The 20,307-nt window shown below is 53.9% G+C and carries 19 protein-coding genes and 1 pseudogene; 2 read left to right on the top strand and 18 right to left on the bottom strand.

Going from position 1 to position 20,307, the window contains the following annotated elements; all coding sequences use genetic code 11:
- Positions 1 to 28: 28 nt before the first annotated feature.
- The gene (locus CWM47_RS06235; protein ID WP_100987164.1) at positions 29 to 421 is read right to left on the bottom strand and encodes a LytR/AlgR family response regulator transcription factor; all 393 of its coding nucleotides are present in this window, start codon (positions 419 to 421) and stop codon (positions 29 to 31) included.
- Between the two features lie 52 nt (positions 422 to 473).
- Between CWM47_RS06235 and CWM47_RS06230 the strand changes: the two genes are divergently transcribed.
- A complete protein-coding gene (locus tag CWM47_RS06230) occupies positions 474 to 713 on the top strand; it encodes a hypothetical protein (protein WP_100987163.1) in 240 nt (79 codons plus the stop codon).
- A 37-nt stretch (positions 714 to 750) separates the two neighbouring features.
- Here the strand turns inward: CWM47_RS06230 and CWM47_RS06225 are convergent, their stop codons facing one another.
- The 17 genes and pseudogenes from CWM47_RS06225 to CWM47_RS38035 form a co-directional block, all read right to left on the bottom strand.
- The gene (locus CWM47_RS06225) at positions 751 to 1,932 is read right to left on the bottom strand and encodes a hypothetical protein (RefSeq protein ID WP_100987162.1); all 1,182 of its coding nucleotides are present in this window, start codon (positions 1,930 to 1,932) and stop codon (positions 751 to 753) included.
- Between the two features lie 117 nt (positions 1,933 to 2,049).
- Complete coding sequence (locus CWM47_RS06220; protein WP_100987161.1) at positions 2,050 to 2,502, bottom strand: response regulator; 453 nt, start codon at positions 2,500 to 2,502, stop codon at positions 2,050 to 2,052.
- A 267-nt stretch (positions 2,503 to 2,769) separates the two neighbouring features.
- Positions 2,770 to 3,696 (bottom strand): sialate O-acetylesterase, encoded by a 927-nt coding sequence (locus CWM47_RS06215; protein ID WP_206170613.1) that lies wholly within the window; start codon positions 3,694 to 3,696, stop codon positions 2,770 to 2,772.
- Positions 3,693 to 4,097: pseudogene (locus tag CWM47_RS06210) on the bottom strand (SDR family NAD(P)-dependent oxidoreductase); the annotation flags it as partial. The pseudogene CWM47_RS06210 and the gene CWM47_RS06215, both read right to left, overlap by 4 nt.
- A gap of 231 nt (positions 4,098 to 4,328) precedes the next feature.
- Positions 4,329 to 5,789, bottom strand: a complete 1,461-nt coding sequence (locus CWM47_RS06205; protein WP_100987159.1) for an FAD-dependent monooxygenase — start codon at positions 5,787 to 5,789, stop codon at positions 4,329 to 4,331.
- Positions 5,790 to 5,857: 68 nt separating this feature from the next.
- Positions 5,858 to 6,391: a Crp/Fnr family transcriptional regulator gene (locus tag CWM47_RS06200; RefSeq protein WP_100987158.1), complete on the bottom strand. Its 534-nt coding sequence runs from the start codon at positions 6,389 to 6,391 to the stop codon at positions 5,858 to 5,860.
- A 384-nt stretch (positions 6,392 to 6,775) separates the two neighbouring features.
- A complete protein-coding gene (locus tag CWM47_RS06195; RefSeq protein WP_100987157.1) occupies positions 6,776 to 7,666 on the bottom strand; it encodes an alpha/beta hydrolase in 891 nt (296 codons plus the stop codon).
- Between the two features lie 319 nt (positions 7,667 to 7,985).
- Positions 7,986 to 9,476, bottom strand: a complete 1,491-nt coding sequence (locus CWM47_RS06190; RefSeq protein ID WP_100987156.1) for a carboxypeptidase regulatory-like domain-containing protein — start codon at positions 9,474 to 9,476, stop codon at positions 7,986 to 7,988.
- Positions 9,477 to 9,542: 66 nt separating this feature from the next.
- Complete coding sequence (locus CWM47_RS06185; protein WP_100987155.1) at positions 9,543 to 10,952, bottom strand: CsgG/HfaB family protein; 1,410 nt, start codon at positions 10,950 to 10,952, stop codon at positions 9,543 to 9,545.
- A gap of 28 nt (positions 10,953 to 10,980) precedes the next feature.
- A complete protein-coding gene (locus tag CWM47_RS06180) occupies positions 10,981 to 11,400 on the bottom strand; it encodes a curli production assembly/transport component CsgF (protein WP_100987154.1) in 420 nt (139 codons plus the stop codon).
- A 34-nt stretch (positions 11,401 to 11,434) separates the two neighbouring features.
- Complete coding sequence (locus CWM47_RS06175) at positions 11,435 to 11,950, bottom strand: CsgE family curli-type amyloid fiber assembly protein (protein WP_100987153.1); 516 nt, start codon at positions 11,948 to 11,950, stop codon at positions 11,435 to 11,437.
- Between the two features lie 13 nt (positions 11,951 to 11,963).
- Positions 11,964 to 12,515, bottom strand: coding sequence for a hypothetical protein (locus tag CWM47_RS06170; RefSeq protein ID WP_100987152.1), 552 nt, complete (start codon positions 12,513 to 12,515; stop codon positions 11,964 to 11,966).
- Positions 12,516 to 12,584: 69 nt separating this feature from the next.
- The gene (locus CWM47_RS06165) at positions 12,585 to 14,111 is read right to left on the bottom strand and encodes a beta strand repeat-containing protein (RefSeq protein ID WP_100987151.1); all 1,527 of its coding nucleotides are present in this window, start codon (positions 14,109 to 14,111) and stop codon (positions 12,585 to 12,587) included.
- A gap of 34 nt (positions 14,112 to 14,145) precedes the next feature.
- Positions 14,146 to 14,556, bottom strand: coding sequence for a curlin repeat-containing protein (locus CWM47_RS06160; RefSeq protein ID WP_100987150.1), 411 nt, complete (start codon positions 14,554 to 14,556; stop codon positions 14,146 to 14,148).
- A gap of 379 nt (positions 14,557 to 14,935) precedes the next feature.
- Entirely contained in the window at positions 14,936 to 15,190 is a 255-nt protein-coding gene (locus tag CWM47_RS06155) for a hypothetical protein (RefSeq protein ID WP_157815912.1), read from the bottom strand.
- 42 nt (positions 15,191 to 15,232) lie between these two features.
- The gene (locus CWM47_RS06150; protein ID WP_100987148.1) at positions 15,233 to 15,520 is read right to left on the bottom strand and encodes a hypothetical protein; all 288 of its coding nucleotides are present in this window, start codon (positions 15,518 to 15,520) and stop codon (positions 15,233 to 15,235) included.
- Between the two features lie 30 nt (positions 15,521 to 15,550).
- Entirely contained in the window at positions 15,551 to 15,700 is a 150-nt protein-coding gene (locus tag CWM47_RS38035; protein ID WP_157815911.1) for a hypothetical protein, read from the bottom strand.
- A 400-nt stretch (positions 15,701 to 16,100) separates the two neighbouring features.
- On the opposite strand from CWM47_RS38035, the gene CWM47_RS06145 reads away from it, so the two are divergent.
- Positions 16,101 to 20,297, top strand: coding sequence for a hybrid sensor histidine kinase/response regulator transcription factor (locus CWM47_RS06145; protein ID WP_100987147.1), 4,197 nt, complete (start codon positions 16,101 to 16,103; stop codon positions 20,295 to 20,297).
- The last annotated feature ends 10 nt before the right edge of the window (positions 20,298 to 20,307 follow it).

Below are 20,307 nucleotides of genomic sequence, written 5' to 3'. Positions count from 1 at the left end.
CTTAGCCAAAACCCTAACCTAAGGGTACTTATGCCCTACCGTTACCCAAAGTCTGATAGCGTGATACCACCCGCTTGACTTGACTCAAACGTCGCCGGGAGACCGGCAAAACGTCGCCCGAGCGCAGGTAAACCAGCCCACCTTTAGTGGCCTCTAACGTTTCGAGCCGCTCGACGAACAGTAGGTTAACAATACAATTGCGATGCAGCCGGATAAACCAGGCATTAGATAGTTGAGCCTGATAATAAGTCAAGGTACGGGCCAGAAGCACCTTTTTCCCGTTCTTCCAGTACAGCCAGCTATAATTGCCCGTTGCCTGTAAAAACATTAATTCCGCTTCGGGTGAACGCCACAGGCTGGCTTTACCGATATTATCGGTAGGCTTACTCGTTGATAGGGCCGTAGTTGTTGATTGGCTCATAGTAGGTCGTAACGTAAAGTAGCAGGGTTAGATAATTAATTTCAGACAGCTAATGGCTAGTCTAGACGTAGATCAGCAAATGCTCCGGGATGTGATCAAAATAAGCGCTGAAGCCCGCTCCAAAGCGTGGGCTATCCTTGAGCTTGTTGGTGAGTTACCGAATCTCGAATCGTGGGGTTTGCGTGATATGCACCAACAAATTCACCGTTTATACGCGGCTGACAGGCTGGTATTCAAGGGTCTGTATCGCTCTCCACGAAGCAGCTCCTCTCCCTCAGAAAGGAAACAATAAAAATTGTCTCTCTGGTGGAGAGGAGTTTTTTAGCCTGTTAAGGCGCAATCAGTTCGGGTAATTTGGCCTCAAACAGGGTTGCCACTGCCTGGCTGGAGAGGATGTGCCCCTGCTTCTGGGCGTCATTGGCCAGGGAGTAGCCCCAATCAGCAGCGGCCATTCGTTGTCTTGGGGTTCCATGGTGGCCATAGTTGGTAAATCCACAATCGCCCAGGTTATAAAACACATTAAGAAATTGTTGCACCCGCTTCCATTGCATGGAAGCACCCCGGGCGTGGGACAGGTAGTAAGCCGAATACGCATCCGCCATTAATTCCGTTCGACGCGTCGATTCCGGGCTATACGCATCAGTAAACAGGCCCCGTTGAAATTGAACATGATGCCCAAACTCATGCGCCAGCACGGCTTGCGAAACCACATCCCCGTAACCCAGGCTGTTGTAGGCCTCAATAATGCCATCGCCCATCACTATTTTATTGGGGATAACCCCGTACCCCAGTAGTTGAAAGGCTGGCTGGGCAAACGCATTGAGGGTAAAGATGGGGTGGTTACCCTGTCGATACTGGGGAACCACATTTAATAAGGTGGCGATCAGATCAGCCCAATATTCTGCGGCTGCCTGACTATCCCCATGCAGGAGCTTATCAATGCGAATGATCTTTGCCCGGTCCCGCAACATGCTGCCATGCATGGCCACCAGCACAATGTCATTCGACCGGATATCCCAGAAACGCTGTAAATCCTTGAACGTTTTAGTGGTTCGCTGTGAGTACTGGCCAGTAACGCCAAAATACTGTTCAGCGGAGCTATTCTCGAAGTACAAGGCATCGTAAGTCGGAAAATCAAGCATGCCTGTCACGATAGCATAAAACAGAATCTCATCGTTCCAATCTGCCAGTTGCTGATTAACCCACGTGTTGAAAGCGGTTGGCTCACAGGCCGTTGGTTCTATAACCTTCAGTACCCGGTTGATAGCGGTCTGATACTCCGGGTGTGATTTAGCTAACCGGGCGGCATTGGCTTCCAATCGTTTTTCATACCCAGCCGGTAATCCTTTTCGCAGGGTTTGAAGTTGGTCCAGAGTCTGCGCCGACAGGCGAGCTGACTGCCCGGTTCTGCTGGCTGCCTGGTTGGGTGTCAACCGCGGTTCTTCTCTACAACTAGCAACCACAAAGAAGGTAAGTGCAATAAATGGGAATAAACGGTTAATGTGTTTCATAACGAAATATAGATGGATGTAAAGTTTAATAAGGTTACTAAAGGTCCATTTTGCCCAGTCATCAATAGTCTACCAGTTGCCGGTGCAATCACAGGGCTGTCTTATGGGTTAAATCTCTTAAAACTTCTTAGGCAACGATACCACGTCCAGCCAATAGTCTTTTAAGCGTTGAAACTGCTGTTCCCAACTAGCCAGCCCAGTGGACTTTATGATCACCGAATGCGCCCCTCGCTGATAGGATTCATTAACGAGCTGTTGGTCCTGCTGGTGGCTTAAGATGACAATGGGCAGCAGGGGATAGGCCGTTCGTAGCTCGGTTAATAAACCAAAGCCTTTCGTTAAATTTGGTAAGAAGGGATCCAGAAGCATTAATTGAGGAAAGGTTTTTCGCTGAGCAAACGAAAGCTGTAGAAAGGCCTTTGCCTCTTTTGCCGTAGTGGCAAAGATGGGTTCTGCTTGTGGGATGTTGGCGCGTAGGCAGTAGCCAATAATTAACTGATGATCTTTATTATTTTCAACCACCAAAAGCGGAAACGGATGCTTTCGGTGGCCTCGCTTGTCAACCTCCATAATTACTTGTAAACCGATTACCTGTGCTGATAAGTAGGCGGGCTGTATTGCCCATTGCTTGGTTAGAGTAGAGAATGGGGGAATGGTTTAAGGAAGCAAGATTAATAGTCAAATCTGAAGAGAATCTGTAGCCAAACGGTAAGCCCATCGGCAGTAAGGCTAACCCGTATGTTACTGATTGAATTGGCCAGTTATTAAAACAAACGCTCCATTTAGGTGTAGTAACAGGATAGCTTTTTCGTTTCAGGCCCTGTCCTTTAGTACGGGTCAAATTCGGGCTAACCGCTCTTCCAGTTCAGGTAATGAAATCTCTCCCCGGGCAAAGCTGATCTCCAGTAAGGCCGTGCTTTCGGCTTTGGTCAACGGCCGCTCCTCGAGCCGTTTTACCCGTTCTTTTTCATCCCGCAGGGGCGCTAACACATGCCGCTTCGTTTGGAATGCGTCGTAGTAACGAATGCCAAATAGTCGCTGCGACCTTGCGTCAAAATGAAGTCCGTCCGCATTGGCCGTCAGCCCGTTGGCACTAACGAAATAACAATTGGGCGTTTCCTGAGCGAAGGTTAGCAAAGCCTGGTTGACGTTTTCATACTCCGCGAAATAGTGGCTGTACCGGCCGCTGCTTAAATAAGTGCCCAATCCGCCGGCAATGAAGGGAATAGCCGGGCTAGCCAATAGACGTCGTAACTGATCAACCAGTAAGGCCAATTTATCCAGATACTCGTTGGAACGGCCCGCAAAACTGTCATTTTCCCCCTGGTGCCACAGTATACCCCGTAAGGTGCTGGTGCGCTGGGCCATTTTTGTGAGGAATGTAGCGTGCTCAAACAAAGCCCCGTCGGCTGACCAATCATCCAAACTGGAACCGCCTTCCGCACAGGGGATCAGGCCGATTTGCTCCTGTTCATTATCAGCTTGCCAGGCCGCTGCAAACAAGGCCGCCAAGCTGATGCCGGCAGTAGGCCGGTCAAAATTAATCGGTTCGGTCATGGTCTGCCAGCGGCCGTTGATCAGCATTTTGATCTGTTCGTTGTAGATCGGTTTGACATCACTTAGGTAGCCGCGACCAGCCATGTTTGACTGGCCGATCATCAGGAAGGAATTTATCATCCTCTTAATTACGATTAGATTAGCGGTGTCAGCTGCGCCATTGCAACGGATAGCTTCGTCGTCTTCGCGCCGAATAAGCCCTTTCATACTGCTTGTAGATTGGATCGATTTCGTTTATCGGCACTCGAATGCCTGGTTAACGAGCCCACTTCACTCGACACGTTCACAATCACCGAATGAGCCCCTTTGGCTAACAAGGGCATAAATTGCTGCGTCGTTTGCACCGCCCCGAATAAATTGGTCTCCAATAACTGGCGCAGATTAGTCAGGTCGCCCGACCTAAATGTTTGCGGCTGATAGCCAGCGATGCCAGCGTTATTGATTAACCCATCCAACGCAGCCAACTTGGCTTCCAGCTCTTTACGGGCCCCTTGAACGGATGTAAGGTTGGTCACATCAAGCTGGACTGATTCGACGTTGGCCAAGCCCAGGGCATTCAGCGTTTTGGCGGCCTTAAGCCCATTTTGTTGGTCCCGGCTTCCGATGTAGACAAAGTAGGCGAGCTCGGCTACTTTGCCTGGCGGTTTCTAGGCCAACCCCTTTATTGGCACCGGTTATGAGTACGGTCTTCATGGAAATAAAGTAATGAGTAGGGTAGTCAACCCCTAAATCAGCACCCGCCGAAGAAGAACTAACGTGTCAGGGCACTGCTTAACGAAGGCGGGTTGGCTACCGAAGCGACAGTAGGTTTTGGAACGAAAAAAGCGGTACGGATCCGCTCATCCAAACCGATCAAAATACTGCTTGACCGCCCGCACGTCTGCTGTGATCAGGGCGATATAGCCGTCGGGGCGAATCAGGACTAGCCCCTCCGTCAACCCATACGCCCTGAGCAAGGCTTGATCGGTCGTGTTGATAACCGTCAACTGGGCAGGTACTTCGGGTTGGGCCTGGCCCAGTTGCACGACTTTCCAGCGGGTACCGCTTAGCTGTTGGGATAGCCAACTTCCATCGGCTAACTGAACGTCGGGGGACCGGTCACCCGGCTGTACCGTGCGACTTATTGTCTCTCCTTGTCGGGTCAATGAGCTGTTGCGGTAATTCAGATCCAGTTGCGTGCCATCCTGAGCGGCCAGGGTGTCAAAAGCCCCTTTACCGGCCGTGGCCGCCTTCATCATCCCTCGCTGACGCTCGGCCGTGGTTTTCAGCAGTTCGTCCGCAATCGGTATGCGCTCTTCGCCGTAGGTATCCAGTAACGTGTCAGAGGCTTGCCCATTAATGACGGCGGCCAGCTTCCAGCCCAGATTATAGGCATCCTGTATGCCGGTATTCATGCCCAGGCCGCCCGCGATGGCATGAACATGGCACGCGTCACCGGCCAAAAAGGCGTTGCCAACCCGGTAACGCTCGGCTCGGCGAATGTTGACCCGGTAGATGGACTGCCAGCTACTGCTGGTAAAGGTTACGCCTGGCATGTGCGTCCGCTCGACAAAGAGCTGGTTGAAGCCCTCCAGGGTGGGCACCGGGATGTTGCCTTCCGCATCGGGGAGCATAACAGCCTGCAACTGCCAGTTTCTGGACTCTTTAAAGGGAAATAAAGCAAACGCAAGACCCAGTTGGGGGCTCAGCCAATTATACCAGGCATCGGGTTTGAGCCCTTCCACTTCTACGTCGCCCACCCACAGCTGCTCGGTTTGATGCGTTTCGCCCACGAAATGAATGCCCAGCTTTTTACGGGTGGGGCTTTTACCCCCGTCGCAGGCAACCAGGTAAGTGCAGGTGAGCGCTTCTGTCCAGTTTGGATGGTCCAGGCGGCAGCTGATGCCCTGCTCGGTTTGCGTCAGGTCGACCAGTTCGGTGGCCCACTCCAGCTGGCCGCCTAATTCACCCAGTTTAGCCCGCAACGCTTGTTCGACTTGGTACTGGGGCAATAGCAGCAGGTTGGGATACCGCGTATCAGGACGGGGAAAACTCCGACGAGGGGTTTCCCCGATCAACTCGTTGCCGTTGAACTTGCGATAGGGCAGGTCGGTATAGCCCAGGGGCATCAGGGCTTCGGCGATGCCCAGATCGTTTAATATTTCCAGGCTGCGGGGCTGCAAGGCTTTGGCCCGGGAGCCCCGTGAGGGTTCGGCTAAGCGCTCGACGATCCGAAACGGAATCCTGCGCCGGGCCAGTTCACAAGCCAGGGTGAGGCCAACGGGCCCCGCTCCAATAATTAATACGGTCGTGTGATTCATCGTCGTCGTCCGGTTTTTTGGGGGCAAAAGTAGCCCTTCATCCGTCGGCCGACGATAACAATTGTTAATTACCGCCGGTTACGAATCCGGCTGAGCGAAACGGACGTAATGCCCAGAAAGGAAGCGATATAATGCTGGGGGACGCGGTGAATGATCTCAGGGTGTTGGGTCAATAAGTCCTGATACCGCTTTTGGGGGCTGTCTTTGATGCGGGAAACGAAAAGCTGCTGGTAGTGCAGGAGCCGCTTTTCAAGGTGCTCGCAGTAGGCGGCCTGGACCTGGGGCTGGGTGAGCCGCTGTGCTTTAAACTCCTCTATTGGCAGACTATAGGCCACCGTTGGCTCCAGGGTTTCGACCGTGTACCAACTGGGCTCGTCGGCAATGATGGTTTCCATGGACGAGACAAAATTGCCTTCAAAGCCAAAATTCATGGTCACCTGTTTGCCATCGCTGGTGGTGAACCAGGCTCGGCAAGCACCGGCTTCGAGGTAAAAAAGCTTCCTGACTAAAGCCCCTTCCTTGACCAGCAAGCTTTTAGCGGGAAATTCTTCCCGACTCCAGGACCCTTTAATGCGTTCAATAAATGGGGTGGCGTTAAGCATGGGCAAAGATACGCAGAAGATTCATTTGGATGGGCTATAGAGGATTGGTTGGCAGAGCGATGAGTCGGCGGAACCGAGTTGTCACTCGAACCGGGTGTTCGTTGGCAGAGAGCCGTTAAACGAATAGGGTTACCCATGCGTTTGGTGGTCAATTGAATGGTGCCTACGCCCTCGTATGGCTTTTGCTGGCGGTGGCTCGGTTATTTTTGGTGGACCATCCCGGCCATGACACTTCCTAGGAAACCTTATAAAACGACCCATTTAAGGGCACGTAAATCTTCTTCGTCTCCGATGGGAGCGTTTTTGCGAGAGGACAAATTTTTTAATTTTTGTCAAACTTATCAGTCGCCTACACACCGCTTGTTTTCATTGATGATTGGCCTATTACTTGATCGGTTTATTCAATGCGTTCATCATGTAAGAATGCGCTTTGTCCATAACCAAGACTCGGAGTTGAGGTGTCAGCGTTTGAGCATACATTTTTGCAATCGCACTGACTACCAGTGGCGGATTGTCTTTATAGATATAGTGCCCACAGCCACGAGCCATGATGGCCATACGGTTCGGTGACTGCTTCACAAAGGCGGCATGACAGGTATGCCAATCCAAAACATCCATGCTATCGGTAAAGGGCCGTTCTGCGACGAAGTCAATGATCGGAAAGCTCGTCGGGAAGGGTTTATTTCGTATATAATCGAAGTTGGCTGTCAAGCCATCAAACAGGTAGTATAAGCCGGGCTTTGTTACTTTGTGCTTTTGCTTTTCAAGATCACTCTCATGTTGCAAGGCAACAAGCCGTTTACCGGCAAACCAGCAACTGGAACTAATATCGATAAGGACAGCCCCTTTTATTTGTTGCGGGTGACGATACGCATATAGTTGGGCATAGATGCCCCCTTGTGAGTGGGCAACTAGTAGCATAGTTTGATCATACCCTAATTTATGTAGCGCCGTCTCCAGTCCAATTATCCCGTTAAGAATACCATGTCGTTGGCTGTTGAATGTGCTACTACCAAATCCTGTCCGGTCATAGGAAATTAGTGTCGTACCGGTGATTCGGGCAATATCGGGTAGAATGTTTTTCCACACAGCCGCTGTTTCACCGCCACCGGCCTCAAACAGAATAGGGATACCTCGCCCCTTGATGATGTGGAAATGCAACTTGTAGTCACTAACGTCTACTAAGGTATCGATGATTTGGGCATTAGCACGAGTGGCTCCTGAGAGTTGTACAAGTGTAAGGATCAGACTAATTAACTTAAGTGTATTCTTCATCGGTACGATTCAGTAATGCGATTCATGCAGGCTATTAATAAAGGAGATGATAAAGTAATAACACATAACTAATAGAATTGAATAATTGCCTAAAAAAACGCCCTATCTAAGAAACAGAGATACATGAATGCTCCTTCGTCTCAAGCAAGAGCGATTTGTGAGATTCCAATTTCCAAACCGCTTACTAATTGGGAGTAGGTCAACACGACACGCTACTAATCCAACCGTTCTCCTGGCGTACAGTACCTAAGCGTAAATAGGAGCGCCTACCAATCAAAGTGACTTTTTTACCTGATGTGATCTTAATAAGTGAGGTCTATTACCGCCAGTAGGGCATCTCAGCCTGCGAGAGTAGTAGTCTGCGGTTCTGTCCATTGGCGTCGGCAGTGTATACGTTGCGTTGACCAATACCTGTATTGTCAGTGTTGGTAAAGATCACGCCGGCCCCGGTGGGCGAATAGCGCGGGTCGAGGTCATTGGTCCCGGCAAGTTTGTTGGTCTGCCCCGTCTGATTATTGATCGTCTGATTCTGCGATAGGTCAGCAATCGCGCCGGTCGTTAGGTTGAGCCGGTACAGCCGGGCATCCAGTTGGCGGCCCTGCTCGTTCTGGAAATCGGTCGAGTCGGCTGAGAACAGTAGCTGCTGACCGTTGACAGAAAATACCGGGTTGCCCACGCGGGCTGCGCGCCGGGTGTAGACCGTTCGGGCGATACTACCGTCGCTGTTGAATACGCTTAGTTCATTGTCGTAGAGACCCGTTCCAGTGGTGCGAGCGGCAATGCGGTTTCCTTGCGGAGTCCAGTCGCAACCCGCCCAGATGCGGCCACTGCCAGCCTGGGCTACCACGCGTAAACCCGTCCCATCGGTGCGCACCGCGTAGAGCCGATCATTGCTGGGGTACAGCAACTGCGTGCCATCCGGCGACCAGCAGAATGATAAATCAGCCGCCGACAGCCCCGCAATAGGCACCGTTGTGACCTGCTGTCGGTTGCTGCCGTCCAGGTTTATCAGGTAGAGCTGCAGTTCGGTATCGGTATTGGAAATGAACGCGATTTTCTGTCGGTTGGGGCTGACGATAGGTCGCCAGTTGCTACCCTCGCGGGTAAGCTGACTCACGGTCCCGGCTGCCGTGGCCCCAAAAAGCTGGAACTGCCCATTCATACGCCGGGCAAAGACGTAATTGTAGTCAGGGTAGGCTCCCGTCTGAAACGACCAGATCGGTCCGTTCACCGTGTTTACCTTGTCGCTGACAATTACCTGCCAGAGATACGTCGTGTTGTACTCCAGCCCCGAAACAACCACCGAGTCGGCCGTTAGGCCGGTGTACGAACGGGTGGGCGTGGCGGCACCGGCCCGATAGAGCTGCACGTTGTAGGTCAGCGTGTCGCGATTGGGGTCGGTCGAGGTCCATTTCAACGTCAGCGTAGTCGACTGGGCGGTGCTGTTCAGGGCGGGAGCGACAGGCGCGGGCGTAGTCGGCGGACGGTTCTGGCTTTTATCATCGGTGAGCTGGATTGTCAAAACCGGCGTCGTACCCACCGTTGCCGATACCGTTGCTACCTGCGTGCCATACCCCGATTTCGACGCCTGTACGGTATAGTTACCAACGACAACACTGTCGACGCGAAAGGCACCCGCCGAGTCGGTCGAGACAAGCCGGCTGCCGGGCGTTAGTTTAACTATCGCATTGCGCACCGGTTGCTGATCGAGGCTGTACACCACCCGACCACGTATCGTTGTCAGTTGCACCGGATCGATGTAGGTATCTTCATTGCAGCCTGCCAGCCCGACAAGGCCAGCTAGGAGCATAAGAACGAGATAGACAGATTTGGGGAAAAGAAAACGGGAAATCACGGTATTGGCGATGAAGTAGGATTAGTTACTGGTGTTAACGGTCGTGCGCTTTAGCCGGTAGAGACTCCCAATGTTCAGCGTCAGCCCCAGCGTACCGCGCAGATAATAGTCGTTGCGCGTACCGGCCGTGATGCCGTCGAGGGCGTCGGTGAACGGCTGGTTGTAAGAAATTGTCGAGCGAAACCCGATCAACCTGCTGGACGAGTATTGAATGCCGACGCCCCCCTGCGCCTGCAGGTAGCGGTCGCCCTGTAGGTGCAGCGGTCCACTGCCCGCCCGCGACACCATACCCGCGCCGATGAAAAGCAGCGAGCTCCAGTGCTGGAACGGGGTGGGCCGGAAAATCAGGTTGCCTTCCAGCGACGAAATACGGGTCGAGAAAGCACCCTCGCTGGCGAGCGTCCCCGTCGCAGCATTGGCCTGTAGACCAAACTTGGCCGTTAAATACACGTCCAGTGATGCGCCATAGGCTCCTGTCATGGTGTGGCGGGCGTAGTCGCCGTAGTAGCGCATCACCCCGACGTAGGGTTGTATCGTGACTAACGGCGCGTCGATTTCGGGACGGATGCCGTACACGTCGGTCTCGCTCATGCGGGTCATCTCCGTCTGGTAAGCGTCGAGTACTTTTTTCATCGGTCCGGCCTGCTTGTCTTCAGCCGCCCATAATCCATCGCGTACCCCTTCGATAATTAGGCCCTCAACGGCTTTTTCGATGGCTTCAGTGACGGCCATTTGCCCCGGTTCGGTGGTGGTCAGGCCCGTTTCGGTTTCCAGCAGCCGTTTGAAGGTTACGTACCGAAACAAACTGGCATTGACCGTCTGCGACAGAATGGTTTTGGAGGTATAAATGGTCTTAAGAATTTTGCCGGTTTTGGTCGCTACAGCCCGCAGGTAGACCGTGACCCTGTCCTGGCGGTACTGGGTCGAGCCGCCCGCACTGAAGTACTGCAGGCCACCGCCCCCCGTAATGATGTTGGCATCGTAGGACACCACGCCCCCTTCCAGAATGATACCGGCGAACAGGAGTGGGGGCAGGTTTTCGCCCTCCTTGAACTGGGCCACGCTGGAGCGCACGATCTTTCGTTCGTTGAGCAAGTTGCTGACATTCTCGCGTTCAATGGGTACAAACCAGTTGCTTTCTTCGAGGGCCTTCAGCAGAATATTGGTGGTGCCCTGAGTGACGGCCGTTGAGAAGGTCGAGCCCGTTTCAATTTGTTTGTACTGTCCCGTCAGGTCGCGGAATTTATAGACGGCGGCCACGATCTTTTCCTTGGCAGGGGGTAACAGCCGCAGCGAGGTTGTGGTAGGGGTTTCTTCACCCGCCCGCGCCCGTCGGGGACCCGTGGGCTGGTAAAAAAACGTAGTGCAACCGCTCACCAGGCTCACAAACACGAGTAGCGCCAATGGGCGGGTCAAGTAATAACGGGTCATTTGATTCCAGTTGATGAAGTAAAGCAGGTTAATAGTAGGGTACGGTAATCGAGGTTTCGCCCCCTTTCCCATCAACGATGCGCACCACAACACCATCGGTTCCGTTGGAAATCTCGACCTGAAAATCGCCAAACGTGTAGGTGCCGGGCTTCAGGGTCGACTCACCGAATTGCTGGCTGATGAGGTTGCTGGTGATGCGACTCAGCAGTTGATTTTGCAGGCTCTGGGCGTAGCTGTCGAGCGTGCTGGTCTGGGTGCTGGTCGTCGCGTTTCGCTTAGCCGCCGGATCGGTCGTGCGGTCCTGCGCGGTAGCCGAACTGAGCATCCACGAATAGTTGAAGGTGTTGCCGCCGAAGTTGGGGTTGTTGGGGTGATACACAAAGCCCTGACTGCGGGCCGTCAGGCCCATCAGCAGGAACGCTATGGCCAATAAGGTAAACGGTTTCATGAGGAAGATGAGATCCGAACTGGTTTTGTGTGGCCTAGAAAACGCCCGAACCGCGCTGGTCCTCGTTTTCCAGTGACTGCTGCACAGCCTGGTAGTTAATGACGTATTGATTTATGAGTTGAGCGGCATCGAGCGCGTAGGCTTCCAAGACATCCTGCCGAATCTGCACATAATTTTGCCAGATGATCTGATCGTTGAGCGTGATGGAAATGATGCTGGTGCCACTGCCGAACGTAGGCAGCTCATCGACCGTGACCAGGAATGCGTTTAGGTCAAGTTCCAGATTGGGTTCAACCTTACGGGTCGAATCCGTGGGAATAGGCAAACCCAGTCCTTTGGGTAGATCCGCGTAATAGCGAAAAAAGGCTTCGTAAAAATCCCGGCCTATTTTGGAGCGGGTGTTGTCGAGCAGCAGCGTTTGCGTACCCTCTTCGGCGACAACCGCTTCGTTCATCGTTTCTCGGTCGAGTGTCCCCTCCAGATCGGGGTCCTGCGCCTGCGCGCCGACACCCAGCAGCAAGAACAAGGTAGTGAGTACTAACTGTCTCATAATGGGGTCCGGGTCACGGCCTGCCGTTTTGAATGCGGATGGTAGCCCCGCCGGACTGCTCAATTTTTAGATTCGCCACGCCCATACCGGCCGACGTCGTCGGGACGGTCAGCCCGTCGGCGATAATGGTGTTGTTGCCGTTGCGCTGAATCAGGTCGATGCGGGCGTTACTGCCCGAAAGACCCAGCAGACTCACCACATCGCCCCCGCTCTGACTCACCCGGAGCTGGTTGTTGGTGCCGTCGAGCCCGACAGCGAGCCGGTTGCCATCGCCTGCCTGATTGAGCTGAAGCTGGTTACCCCGCCCCGTGAGCTGCACTGTGGCCGCATTGGCGTTGGCCGTCTGCGACAGGCTAATCTGATTCTGCTGACCCAGCACGGCGATCATAGCCTGATGGCCGGTCCCGGCCTGCTGCAACAATACGTCATTGGCGGGCGATGCCGGCGCGGTAGCCGTGCCGGCCGTCAGTTGCCAGAACACCTCCGGCGACGGGGTAGCTGCGGGCTGGGCCCAAACGCTGCCAGCCGTTACGCTCAACAGCAACGTAAGCAGTCGCAAATTCATAGAGTTATATATAGTAAAGGTACGATCGGCAGGAGGCCTGCCGATCGTACCGAATGCACGCAGGCAGACTTAGGGATTAACGCCCCCGGCCTGGCTGATAGTGGCCATGTTACCGTTACCGATCTGGCTTACGCTGGCACTGTTGGCCACATAGCCGCCAGCCATGCCCGGCATCCCCGAGCTTTGCGTCACAGTCAGCGTATTGCCACTGCCCTGCTGGAGCGCAAGGGGGCTGTCACCGAGTCCCTTGATCACGTTGTTACCCCCACTCATCTGGCTCAGGCTCGCCGTGTTCGTGTTGCCAGCTTGCCGCAACCTGGCCGTGTTGTAGCTGGATTCCTGGTTGATGGTGGCGACGTTGCCCACGTCACCGACGTCAAGTCTCGTCTGTTGGGTCTCGGCTACGTTGTTGCCCCCATTGGCGCCGATCTGATTCTGATTGATGGTGGACGTAAACTCATTCCCGAAGCCCTGCGTGATGGTGGCTTTGTTGTCGTTTCCTTTCTGGGCAATCGTGGCCTGGCCAGAATTGATGAAGGGTTCTTGACTAATGGTGGCATTCAGGCGATTACCGTTTTGGGTGATCGTCGCTATGCCATAAAAACTAGCCGTGGTCTGTCTGATGGAGGCTACGTTGTTCAACCCATCCTGGGTCACCGTGGCTTTGGCTCGAACGGCTCCGCCCTGCTGATAGACAGTGACGCTACCACCACTCGTGGGGCCATTGGTCCCCTGCTTGACCACCACGGAGGCATCTTCCACATTATTCTGGCTAACGTTGACCATGTCGCCACTACCCGCCTGGGTGACGTCCACTCGGCTGTTGGTAGTAAAATAGTACTGAGAGACGTTTGCGGTTTCGTTGGCCGAAAGTTGGTTGATCGTTGCCTGGCTACCCTTTGTTTTGTCGCTCTGATTGAGGAGGGCCGTGTTGCTGGCGCCGGCCTGGTTGATCAATGCCGTGTTGCCGGAGACCGTATTCTGCTGGGTGATGATGGCGCTGTTCAGATCCACCGGCTTGCCATCCGCTCCCTGCGTGATGGTGGCTGTGTTGCCCGACGCTGTGCTGGACTGGTCGATGGAGGTCTGGCGGTTGTTGGAGCCGAACTGGGTAATGTTGCCGACGTTGCTGCTGGCGGTGTTGCCCTGGTTGATGAAGGTATTGGCGTTGCCGCTGCCCTGCTGGGTGATGCCAGCCCAGTTACCGCCCGCCTTGATAACGTCAGCCGAAGTGGTGCTTGCCGTTACCTGCAAGGTTCCCGTGCCGCTGGACTTGTCCTGGGTGATGGTGCCGGTGTTGCCCGTGCCGCCCGACTGCGTTACGCCCGCCCGGTTCGAGTTGGCTCCATTGGTCTGGCTGATGGTGGCCTGGTTGCCCCCGGCCCCCGTACTGGTTTGTTGGGTAGCGCCGTAGTTGCCAATGTTGGTGGCGGTACCCTGGGTCTGGGTAACAGTCGACTTCAGGTTGTTGCCATTCTGGGTCTGGGCAGCCGTCTGGTTGTTGCCATTCTGATTGGTGATGACCGTGTTGGTCTGGGCAAGGCCTGTGGCAGCAAAAGCCAGCAGGGCGGTGCCGGTAAGGAGTACTTTTTTCATTGGGTTTGTTACTTACACTATGGGTTTGTTGTTATTACCGATTCCGTTTTTTCGATGGACGTGTTTTAGGTTGATGGTCGGGTGTGACCGGAATCGTGTGAATGGCATTCTCACGCGTTTCCGACGACTGACTGATCGTCGCCGTCGCCTGACCCTGCTGCGTAATCTCGACCGAGTTAGGGCCAAACGGTCCGTCGCCACGGTTATGCTGGCTGATCGTGGTTTGGGTGCCTAAAGGCACCCGCAGGCTCACCCGATTGCCGGGCTTACTGCCATCCGTCGTCGCACCGCCTGTCTGGCTGATGCTGACGCTATTGCCCTCACCCGACTGGATGACGGATGCCGAGTTGTTACCTCCGCCGTTTTGGGTAATGCTGACGCTGTTCTGGGCAAAAGCGTTGGTAGCCACCAGCATCGTGAGCGAGGTTAACAAGAGTTGATACATAGGGGCTGGTTGTTGCTGATTGGTTGATCAATAAACTAGGTAACAAGAAGCGGGTAACAAGTTGAGGTTGGCGTTAATCAGGGCCTGTCAACCGGCACTCGCGTCCGGCCAGTATCCGCTGTTGCCCCCTTAACGCCCTACTTAGGAAGCAGCCGCTGTTTGATTGCTTCTTCCTCTCAAGCAGTCGTTATTTTTGGTGCCGAATGCTTGTGCAAGATTAGAGAATAGCTGTTACAAGCAGGGGCATATTTCACCCAAATAGGTGCATATTTCGCCCATTTAGGATGAGGATATGACCAATATCTAGGCATAATTCAACTACGTAATTGATTTATCATATTCATTGTTGATTCAAAAGCGGTTTAAGTGGAGAGGTCTGTCAATAATGCTTGCGGTGTACATTCGTGGGAAATCGGAGCAGGAGACCTAATCTGGTCCAATGTTCCAATGCTTCGGTACCCGTGGTAAAGTAATAGGTAAACTGGCCGTAGTGGCCTTCGTCAGCTGACAGGCTGGTTCTCCTATCGGCTTCATTCACTGCCTTACCAAACGCCCAGTTTTTGAAATAGACACATGTGCTTTGTTTTATAGTAGACCCGGCTATTGGGTACGTAGGGCTGATCGTTGGCGGCATAGTCATCGGATTACTCGTCAGCTTTTCGACTGACAGACCTATTTATTTTAGCCACTTTTGCAACGATTTGAACCGATGCCAGTCCCGTATAGCGCCATCCTGATCATCCATATCATATTTGGCTAGAGCCCGAATCTGGTAAGCCAGATGACAGGCAGGGTGGAACTGCAGGATTTCATTGCATTCGAGTATAGCGAACTCATACTGTTTATTCAGACGTAATTCAGCAGCATGCTTTAAGCGCGTAGCTACTTCTTTCGCAATGGCGGGGGCCAGTTCTGTTGGCCGGTGTTCTTCTTTTTGAAAAAGCTTTTTCAGGAAATTCATCATGGGTAAGGTATTCAATATCGGATGGTGCCATCAGTGCACATGTAGCGAATGATTTGGTTCCGGGCTGGCAGGCTGGCAACCAGCAGCAGCACTAGACGGAAGAATTCCGCCTTCGAGCGGGTAAAAAAAGCTAAAGGAAAGCTGGACGATTTGTTCGTCAGCTGGAAGATGTTTTTTCATCGTCGTTGAGTTAGTAGATAGCTATCCCTGCTGGAAAACCACCAAGCAGTCGACCCCGGATTACCCCCATAAATTGGAAGATAAAAAAAGGCGTCTGGGCATCTCCAATGCTTATGCAAGTTTAGAACATAGCCCTCCGCCTTATGTGCATATTTCGGCCAGATAGGTACAGATTTGGTGCAGCAGATCCAAAAAGAAGAAAAAAGAAGGATAAAATGCCCCGGAAGCGGCAGTTTCTGGCGGCTGAAGTCATGGTTAAAAGCGACTGAACTTGGTAGGCTAGTGAGCCAGCGTAATCCAAAGATATAGTCGACTATTACCCGCCTAGTATACGAATCAGAATATGATAATACCTATATTTGTATCCCATTCCTAGGATCAGGCTTAAAAAGAGCATCCGTTGAAACAAATAATTGGCCTGATTTTAGTCCTGATAATCGGGTGCAGCTCGCTCACCGGGGCACAGCATTTTGCGGCTACCGTACAAAGGTATGGCCCCGAAGACGGCCTGGCCCACCGCGAAGTGAACGCTATTCTCCAGGACCGCCGGGACTTCATGTGGTTCGGGACGAAGCTGGGCCTTAGTCGCTTCGACGGGGCTACGTTCACGAACTACACCCGGGATAAAAACGGGCTCGACTTTGACGACATTCGTTCGATCGCTCAGGATGCTGATGGACTGCTGTGGCTCATGGGGCCGACGGGGCAATCAAACATCACGCTATTTGATCCGATAACGGGCGTGGCTACCTCCTTCGAAAAACGCTTCCACCGATCCCGACCGACGCACTTTTTCGGGGTGAAGCAGTCTTTGTTGAGTAGCAAAGATGGAACCATCGTGTTTGTCGATCACCGGCCGGCCAAGTTGAATAGTTACCACCTCAAAACAGGATTACGGACGGTGTCCTTACCCCAGTACAAGAGCCTGACATTGGAGGCTGTTACGGCTCGGAATACGGTCTGGGTCGCTGCTGATGGTACCAAGCTGGTCGAATTAACGATGGATGGGCACGTGTTGCGCACGTATGATCACCCACAAGCCATCTTCTCCTGCTGGGGTCAATCGAATGCCAGTGCAGAACTCTTTTATCGACACGCAAAGGGAAACAGTCCATCAGGCCCGATCCTAAAGCTATATAAAATTGACGGGTCGGGTCATCGCCAGGTCCTGTCCCCGGCTTTGGTCGAATCGACGAAAATTAAGTATTCACTCGCCTACGCGTTTAATCAGCATGGTCTAGTCTGGAATGGCTGCCAGTTGCGCGACTCCACGGGCCGGGTCCTCGTCGATATCACCAGCCAGCTACCCAGCGGTCCCATTGAAGACGGAAGTTTTTTTCGCGATCGGCATGGGAGTATGTGGCTGGGAACCAGCTTTGGGCTCTACCAGACCCGGGTGGGCAGAAACTACTTTCAGCGCTTATTCTATGAACCCGGCGAGGGAAAAAAACCCGCCGTACGGGGTATTACCGCCGTGGGAAAAACGCTCTACACGAATCTGGAAAATGTGGGTTTGTTCAGCAGTACGTTTTCGGGTGGGTCGGCCCGCCAATTGCTGGCGGGCCAAGGGGTTTTCAACAGCATGAGCGGTCCGCTGGGCGGAAAGCTGTATTTAGCCCAGATTAGTAATCTGGTGGCCTACGACTACCAGACCACCAAAACCGCCTTGATGCCGACCCCTGGTTCGGAAGTGATGGTCTGGAGCATTCATCCGTATTCGACGAAACCCCATCGGCTGCTGGCCGGTGGCGATCCTGGTCTGTTGCTAGTCGACCCGATCGCCAATCGGGTGTTCCCCTTCGGGGGCTATAACCAGTTTTTCGAATTAGCCAAGGCGCACATCCTGCACATTGGCACCGATCGGCAAGGTACGATCTGGCTCTGCGCGACAACGGGCCTTTATACCGTCGATCCCCAAAAGGGCGTTACGGGCCGCTACTGGCGGGGTGGCCGGGGTGGCTACCGGCTACCGGCCGACAGCTACCAGCATTTTTACCAGGACCCGCAAGGGGTATTTTGGCTGGCAACGGCTAATACAGGGCTGGTGCGCTGGGATCGCGCCCGGAATAGCTACCGCCAGTTTCGGCGGGCCGATGGGCTGAATAACGATAATATTTACGCGGTGTATGCCGACCATCGGGGCCATCTCTGGCTCAGCAGCGACGAAGGCATCATGCAGTTTGATCCTCTACGGCTCACCACCCGGACCTATACGGTGCCCGATGGCATCACCCACAACGAGTTCAACCGCATCGCCCATTACCAGGATGCGCAGGGACGGCTTTATTTCGGAGGCCTGAACGGGGTAACGGCTTTCGATCCGCGTGATTTTGAAGCCGAGCCTCCCATGCCCGCCCTACCCCTGCGGGTGGTTTCCTTTCGCCAGTTCGATGCCCGTCGCAACACGCTGGTCGACAAGACCGCCGAACTGCTCGGGACCAATCAGATCACGCTGCAACCCAACGACCGGAGCAGTATCCTCAACTTCGCGCTGCTCAACTACACCGATGCCCGCAAGAACACGTACGCCTACCAGTTTAAGGGCATAGATGATGGCTGGCACTACCAGCCCGAGCCGTACCTGCGGTTGGGTAATCTGCCCTACGGCGATTACCAGTTGCTGATTAAAGGACAGGCCGCCGACGGGCGCATGTCAGCGGCTCCGCTTTCTGTTGAAGTACACGTGCTCCGGCCGTTTTATCTGCGCAGTTGGTTTCTCCTTTTGCTGATATTTCTGCTGCTGGGTGGTGCGTGGGTGTGGGGTCGGTGGCGGGATTGGAAATACCAAAAAGCACAAGCCCGGTTGCAGACCCAAATCGACGAGGCCACTCGGGTCATTACCCGGCAGGCTCAGGATCTGCAACGGCTCGACGAGACCAAATCCCGCTTTTTTGCCAACATCTCCCATGAATTCCGCACACCCCTGACGGTGATTCTGGGCATGGCCGATAACCTATCTCAGCTGGCAGACCCTCGGCTACGGCAGTCGGCTGTTCTGATCGAACGCAGCGGTCGCAACCTGCTGCGACTGGTCAACCAGCTTCTGGACCTCTCCCGGCTGGAGGCCGGACAGATGCCGCTCAAACTCGTACGGGGCGACTTGAATCGTTTTATTCGGTACGTGGGTGAATCGTTTCACTCGATAGCCCGGACGAAGGGAATACAGTTGATCATATACGTTGAAGAAGACGTCCATGAGGCCGATTTTAATCCGGACAAACTACAGGATATTGTGGCTAATCTGCTGGGCAATGCCCTAAAGTTTACTCCAGCGGGAGGAGAAGTACGATGCGAAGTGGTTATGCAGCCCCGCTGGCAATCGTTTGCCACGGCGGGCTACTACGAGGCTCTTACGCCAACCCGGCAGCTGAATGACCCGTGGATTCAGATCATCGTCAGTGATACCGGCCCTGGCATTTACCCGGCCGATCTGAGCCGGATCTTTGACCGCTTTTATCAGGCCCGGCCTGGACTGGCCCCGCCTGGACTGGCCGGGCCACGTCGGGCAGGGTCTGACGTGATCGACGTGGCCAGTGGGGGTACTGGCATTGGTCTCTCGCTGGTGAGGGAGTTGGTTAGCCTGATGCAGGGTGGTCTGGCCGTTCGCAATCGACCCGGTCTGGTTCGACCTGATCTGGAGGGGCTCGGTCTGAATCCGGGTGCTGAATTCGTCGTTTGTCTGCCTCTGACCCGGCAGGCACCCATGGCCGACGATGTACTGCCGGTGCCCATCCAGTTTGCCCCTGACCCAGTCTGGATGAACTCAGCCGAGTTAGGTGACCCGGTCTCTCCAGACCAGGTCGAATCCGGGCGGGGGGAAGCTCTTGATCACCCTCTGCTGCTGCTGGTGGAAGACAATGACGATGTGGCCATCTATATCCAGACTTGCCTGCGGGAGGAGTATCAAATCATACGAGCCGAAAACGGGCAGATCGGTATTGATCAGGCTTTAACCATTGTACCAGACTTAATTCTGAGCGATGTGATGATGCCCGTCAAAGATGGATTTGACTTATGCGATACCCTGAAGTCCGACGAACGCACGAGCCACATTCCGATTGTCCTGCTCACGGCCCGGGCCGCCGTTGACGACCGGCTTACAGGCTTACGGCGGGGGGGGGATGCCTATTTGGTTAAGCCGTTCCAGCGGGAGGAACTGCTCCTTGTGCTGGGCAATCTGCTACGAACCCGGCGGCTTTTGCAGCGCTATTACAGCCAGCAGGCGCTGGGTAACCCGCAGGCTGGCCCGGTGTCCGCCAACGGGACCGACGCGATGGAAGACCAGTTTGTGACCAAACTGCGCAGCACCCTGGAGAATCATCTGGACAACGCGGCTCTTGACATGACCATGATTTGTGAATTGATGGGCATGAGCCGTAACGCGCTGTATCGCAAGGTAATGGCGCTGACCGGCATATCGGTCATTCCTTACCTGAGGGCTCTTCGCCTGCGAAAAGCGGAAGAGCTACTCCTCAATTCATCCTTGAGCGTTGCCGAGGTTGCTTATGCAGTGGGCTTCGAGAATCCCCGGTACTTCAGCCGGGTTTTTTCGGAAGAGAAAGGAGTTCCCCCCAGCAGCTTTCGGGATATGGAGTAGCTGATTTGCC

This window comes from Spirosoma pollinicola (assembly GCF_002831565.1).
Lineage (GTDB): Bacteria > Bacteroidota > Bacteroidia > Cytophagales > Spirosomataceae > Spirosoma > Spirosoma pollinicola.
The sequence above is the reverse complement of the archived record's forward strand: the minus strand, read 5'-3'. Positions and strand labels throughout refer to the sequence as shown.

Coding starts and splice junctions, on each gene's coding strand:
- CWM47_RS06215 (WP_206170613.1), bottom strand. CDS start 3,696: ATGAAAGGGCTTATTCGGCGCGAAGACGACGAAGCTATCCGTTGCAAT.
- CWM47_RS06160 (WP_100987150.1), bottom strand. CDS start 14,556: ATGTATCAACTCTTGTTAACCTCGCTCACGATGCTGGTGGCTACCAAC.
- CWM47_RS06170 (WP_100987152.1), bottom strand. CDS start 12,515: ATGAATTTGCGACTGCTTACGTTGCTGTTGAGCGTAACGGCTGGCAGC.
- CWM47_RS06175 (WP_100987153.1), bottom strand. CDS start 11,950: ATGAGACAGTTAGTACTCACTACCTTGTTCTTGCTGCTGGGTGTCGGC.
- CWM47_RS06220 (WP_100987161.1), bottom strand. CDS start 2,502: ATGGAGGTTGACAAGCGAGGCCACCGAAAGCATCCGTTTCCGCTTTTG.
- CWM47_RS06150 (WP_100987148.1), bottom strand. CDS start 15,520: ATGATGAATTTCCTGAAAAAGCTTTTTCAAAAAGAAGAACACCGGCCA.
- CWM47_RS06165 (WP_100987151.1), bottom strand. CDS start 14,111: ATGAAAAAAGTACTCCTTACCGGCACCGCCCTGCTGGCTTTTGCTGCC.
- CWM47_RS06205 (WP_100987159.1), bottom strand. CDS start 5,789: ATGAATCACACGACCGTATTAATTATTGGAGCGGGGCCCGTTGGCCTC.
- CWM47_RS06200 (WP_100987158.1), bottom strand. CDS start 6,391: ATGCTTAACGCCACCCCATTTATTGAACGCATTAAAGGGTCCTGGAGT.
- CWM47_RS06230 (WP_100987163.1), top strand. CDS start 474: ATGGCTAGTCTAGACGTAGATCAGCAAATGCTCCGGGATGTGATCAAA.
- CWM47_RS38035 (WP_157815911.1), bottom strand. CDS start 15,700: ATGAAAAAACATCTTCCAGCTGACGAACAAATCGTCCAGCTTTCCTTT.
- CWM47_RS06195 (WP_100987157.1), bottom strand. CDS start 7,666: ATGAAGAATACACTTAAGTTAATTAGTCTGATCCTTACACTTGTACAA.
- CWM47_RS06155 (WP_157815912.1), bottom strand. CDS start 15,190: ATGCCGCCAACGATCAGCCCTACGTACCCAATAGCCGGGTCTACTATA.
- CWM47_RS06185 (WP_100987155.1), bottom strand. CDS start 10,952: ATGACCCGTTATTACTTGACCCGCCCATTGGCGCTACTCGTGTTTGTG.
- CWM47_RS06190 (WP_100987156.1), bottom strand. CDS start 9,476: ATGCTCCTAGCTGGCCTTGTCGGGCTGGCAGGCTGCAATGAAGATACC.
- CWM47_RS06180 (WP_100987154.1), bottom strand. CDS start 11,400: ATGAAACCGTTTACCTTATTGGCCATAGCGTTCCTGCTGATGGGCCTG.
- CWM47_RS06235 (WP_100987164.1), bottom strand. CDS start 421: ATGAGCCAATCAACAACTACGGCCCTATCAACGAGTAAGCCTACCGAT.
- CWM47_RS06225 (WP_100987162.1), bottom strand. CDS start 1,932: ATGAAACACATTAACCGTTTATTCCCATTTATTGCACTTACCTTCTTT.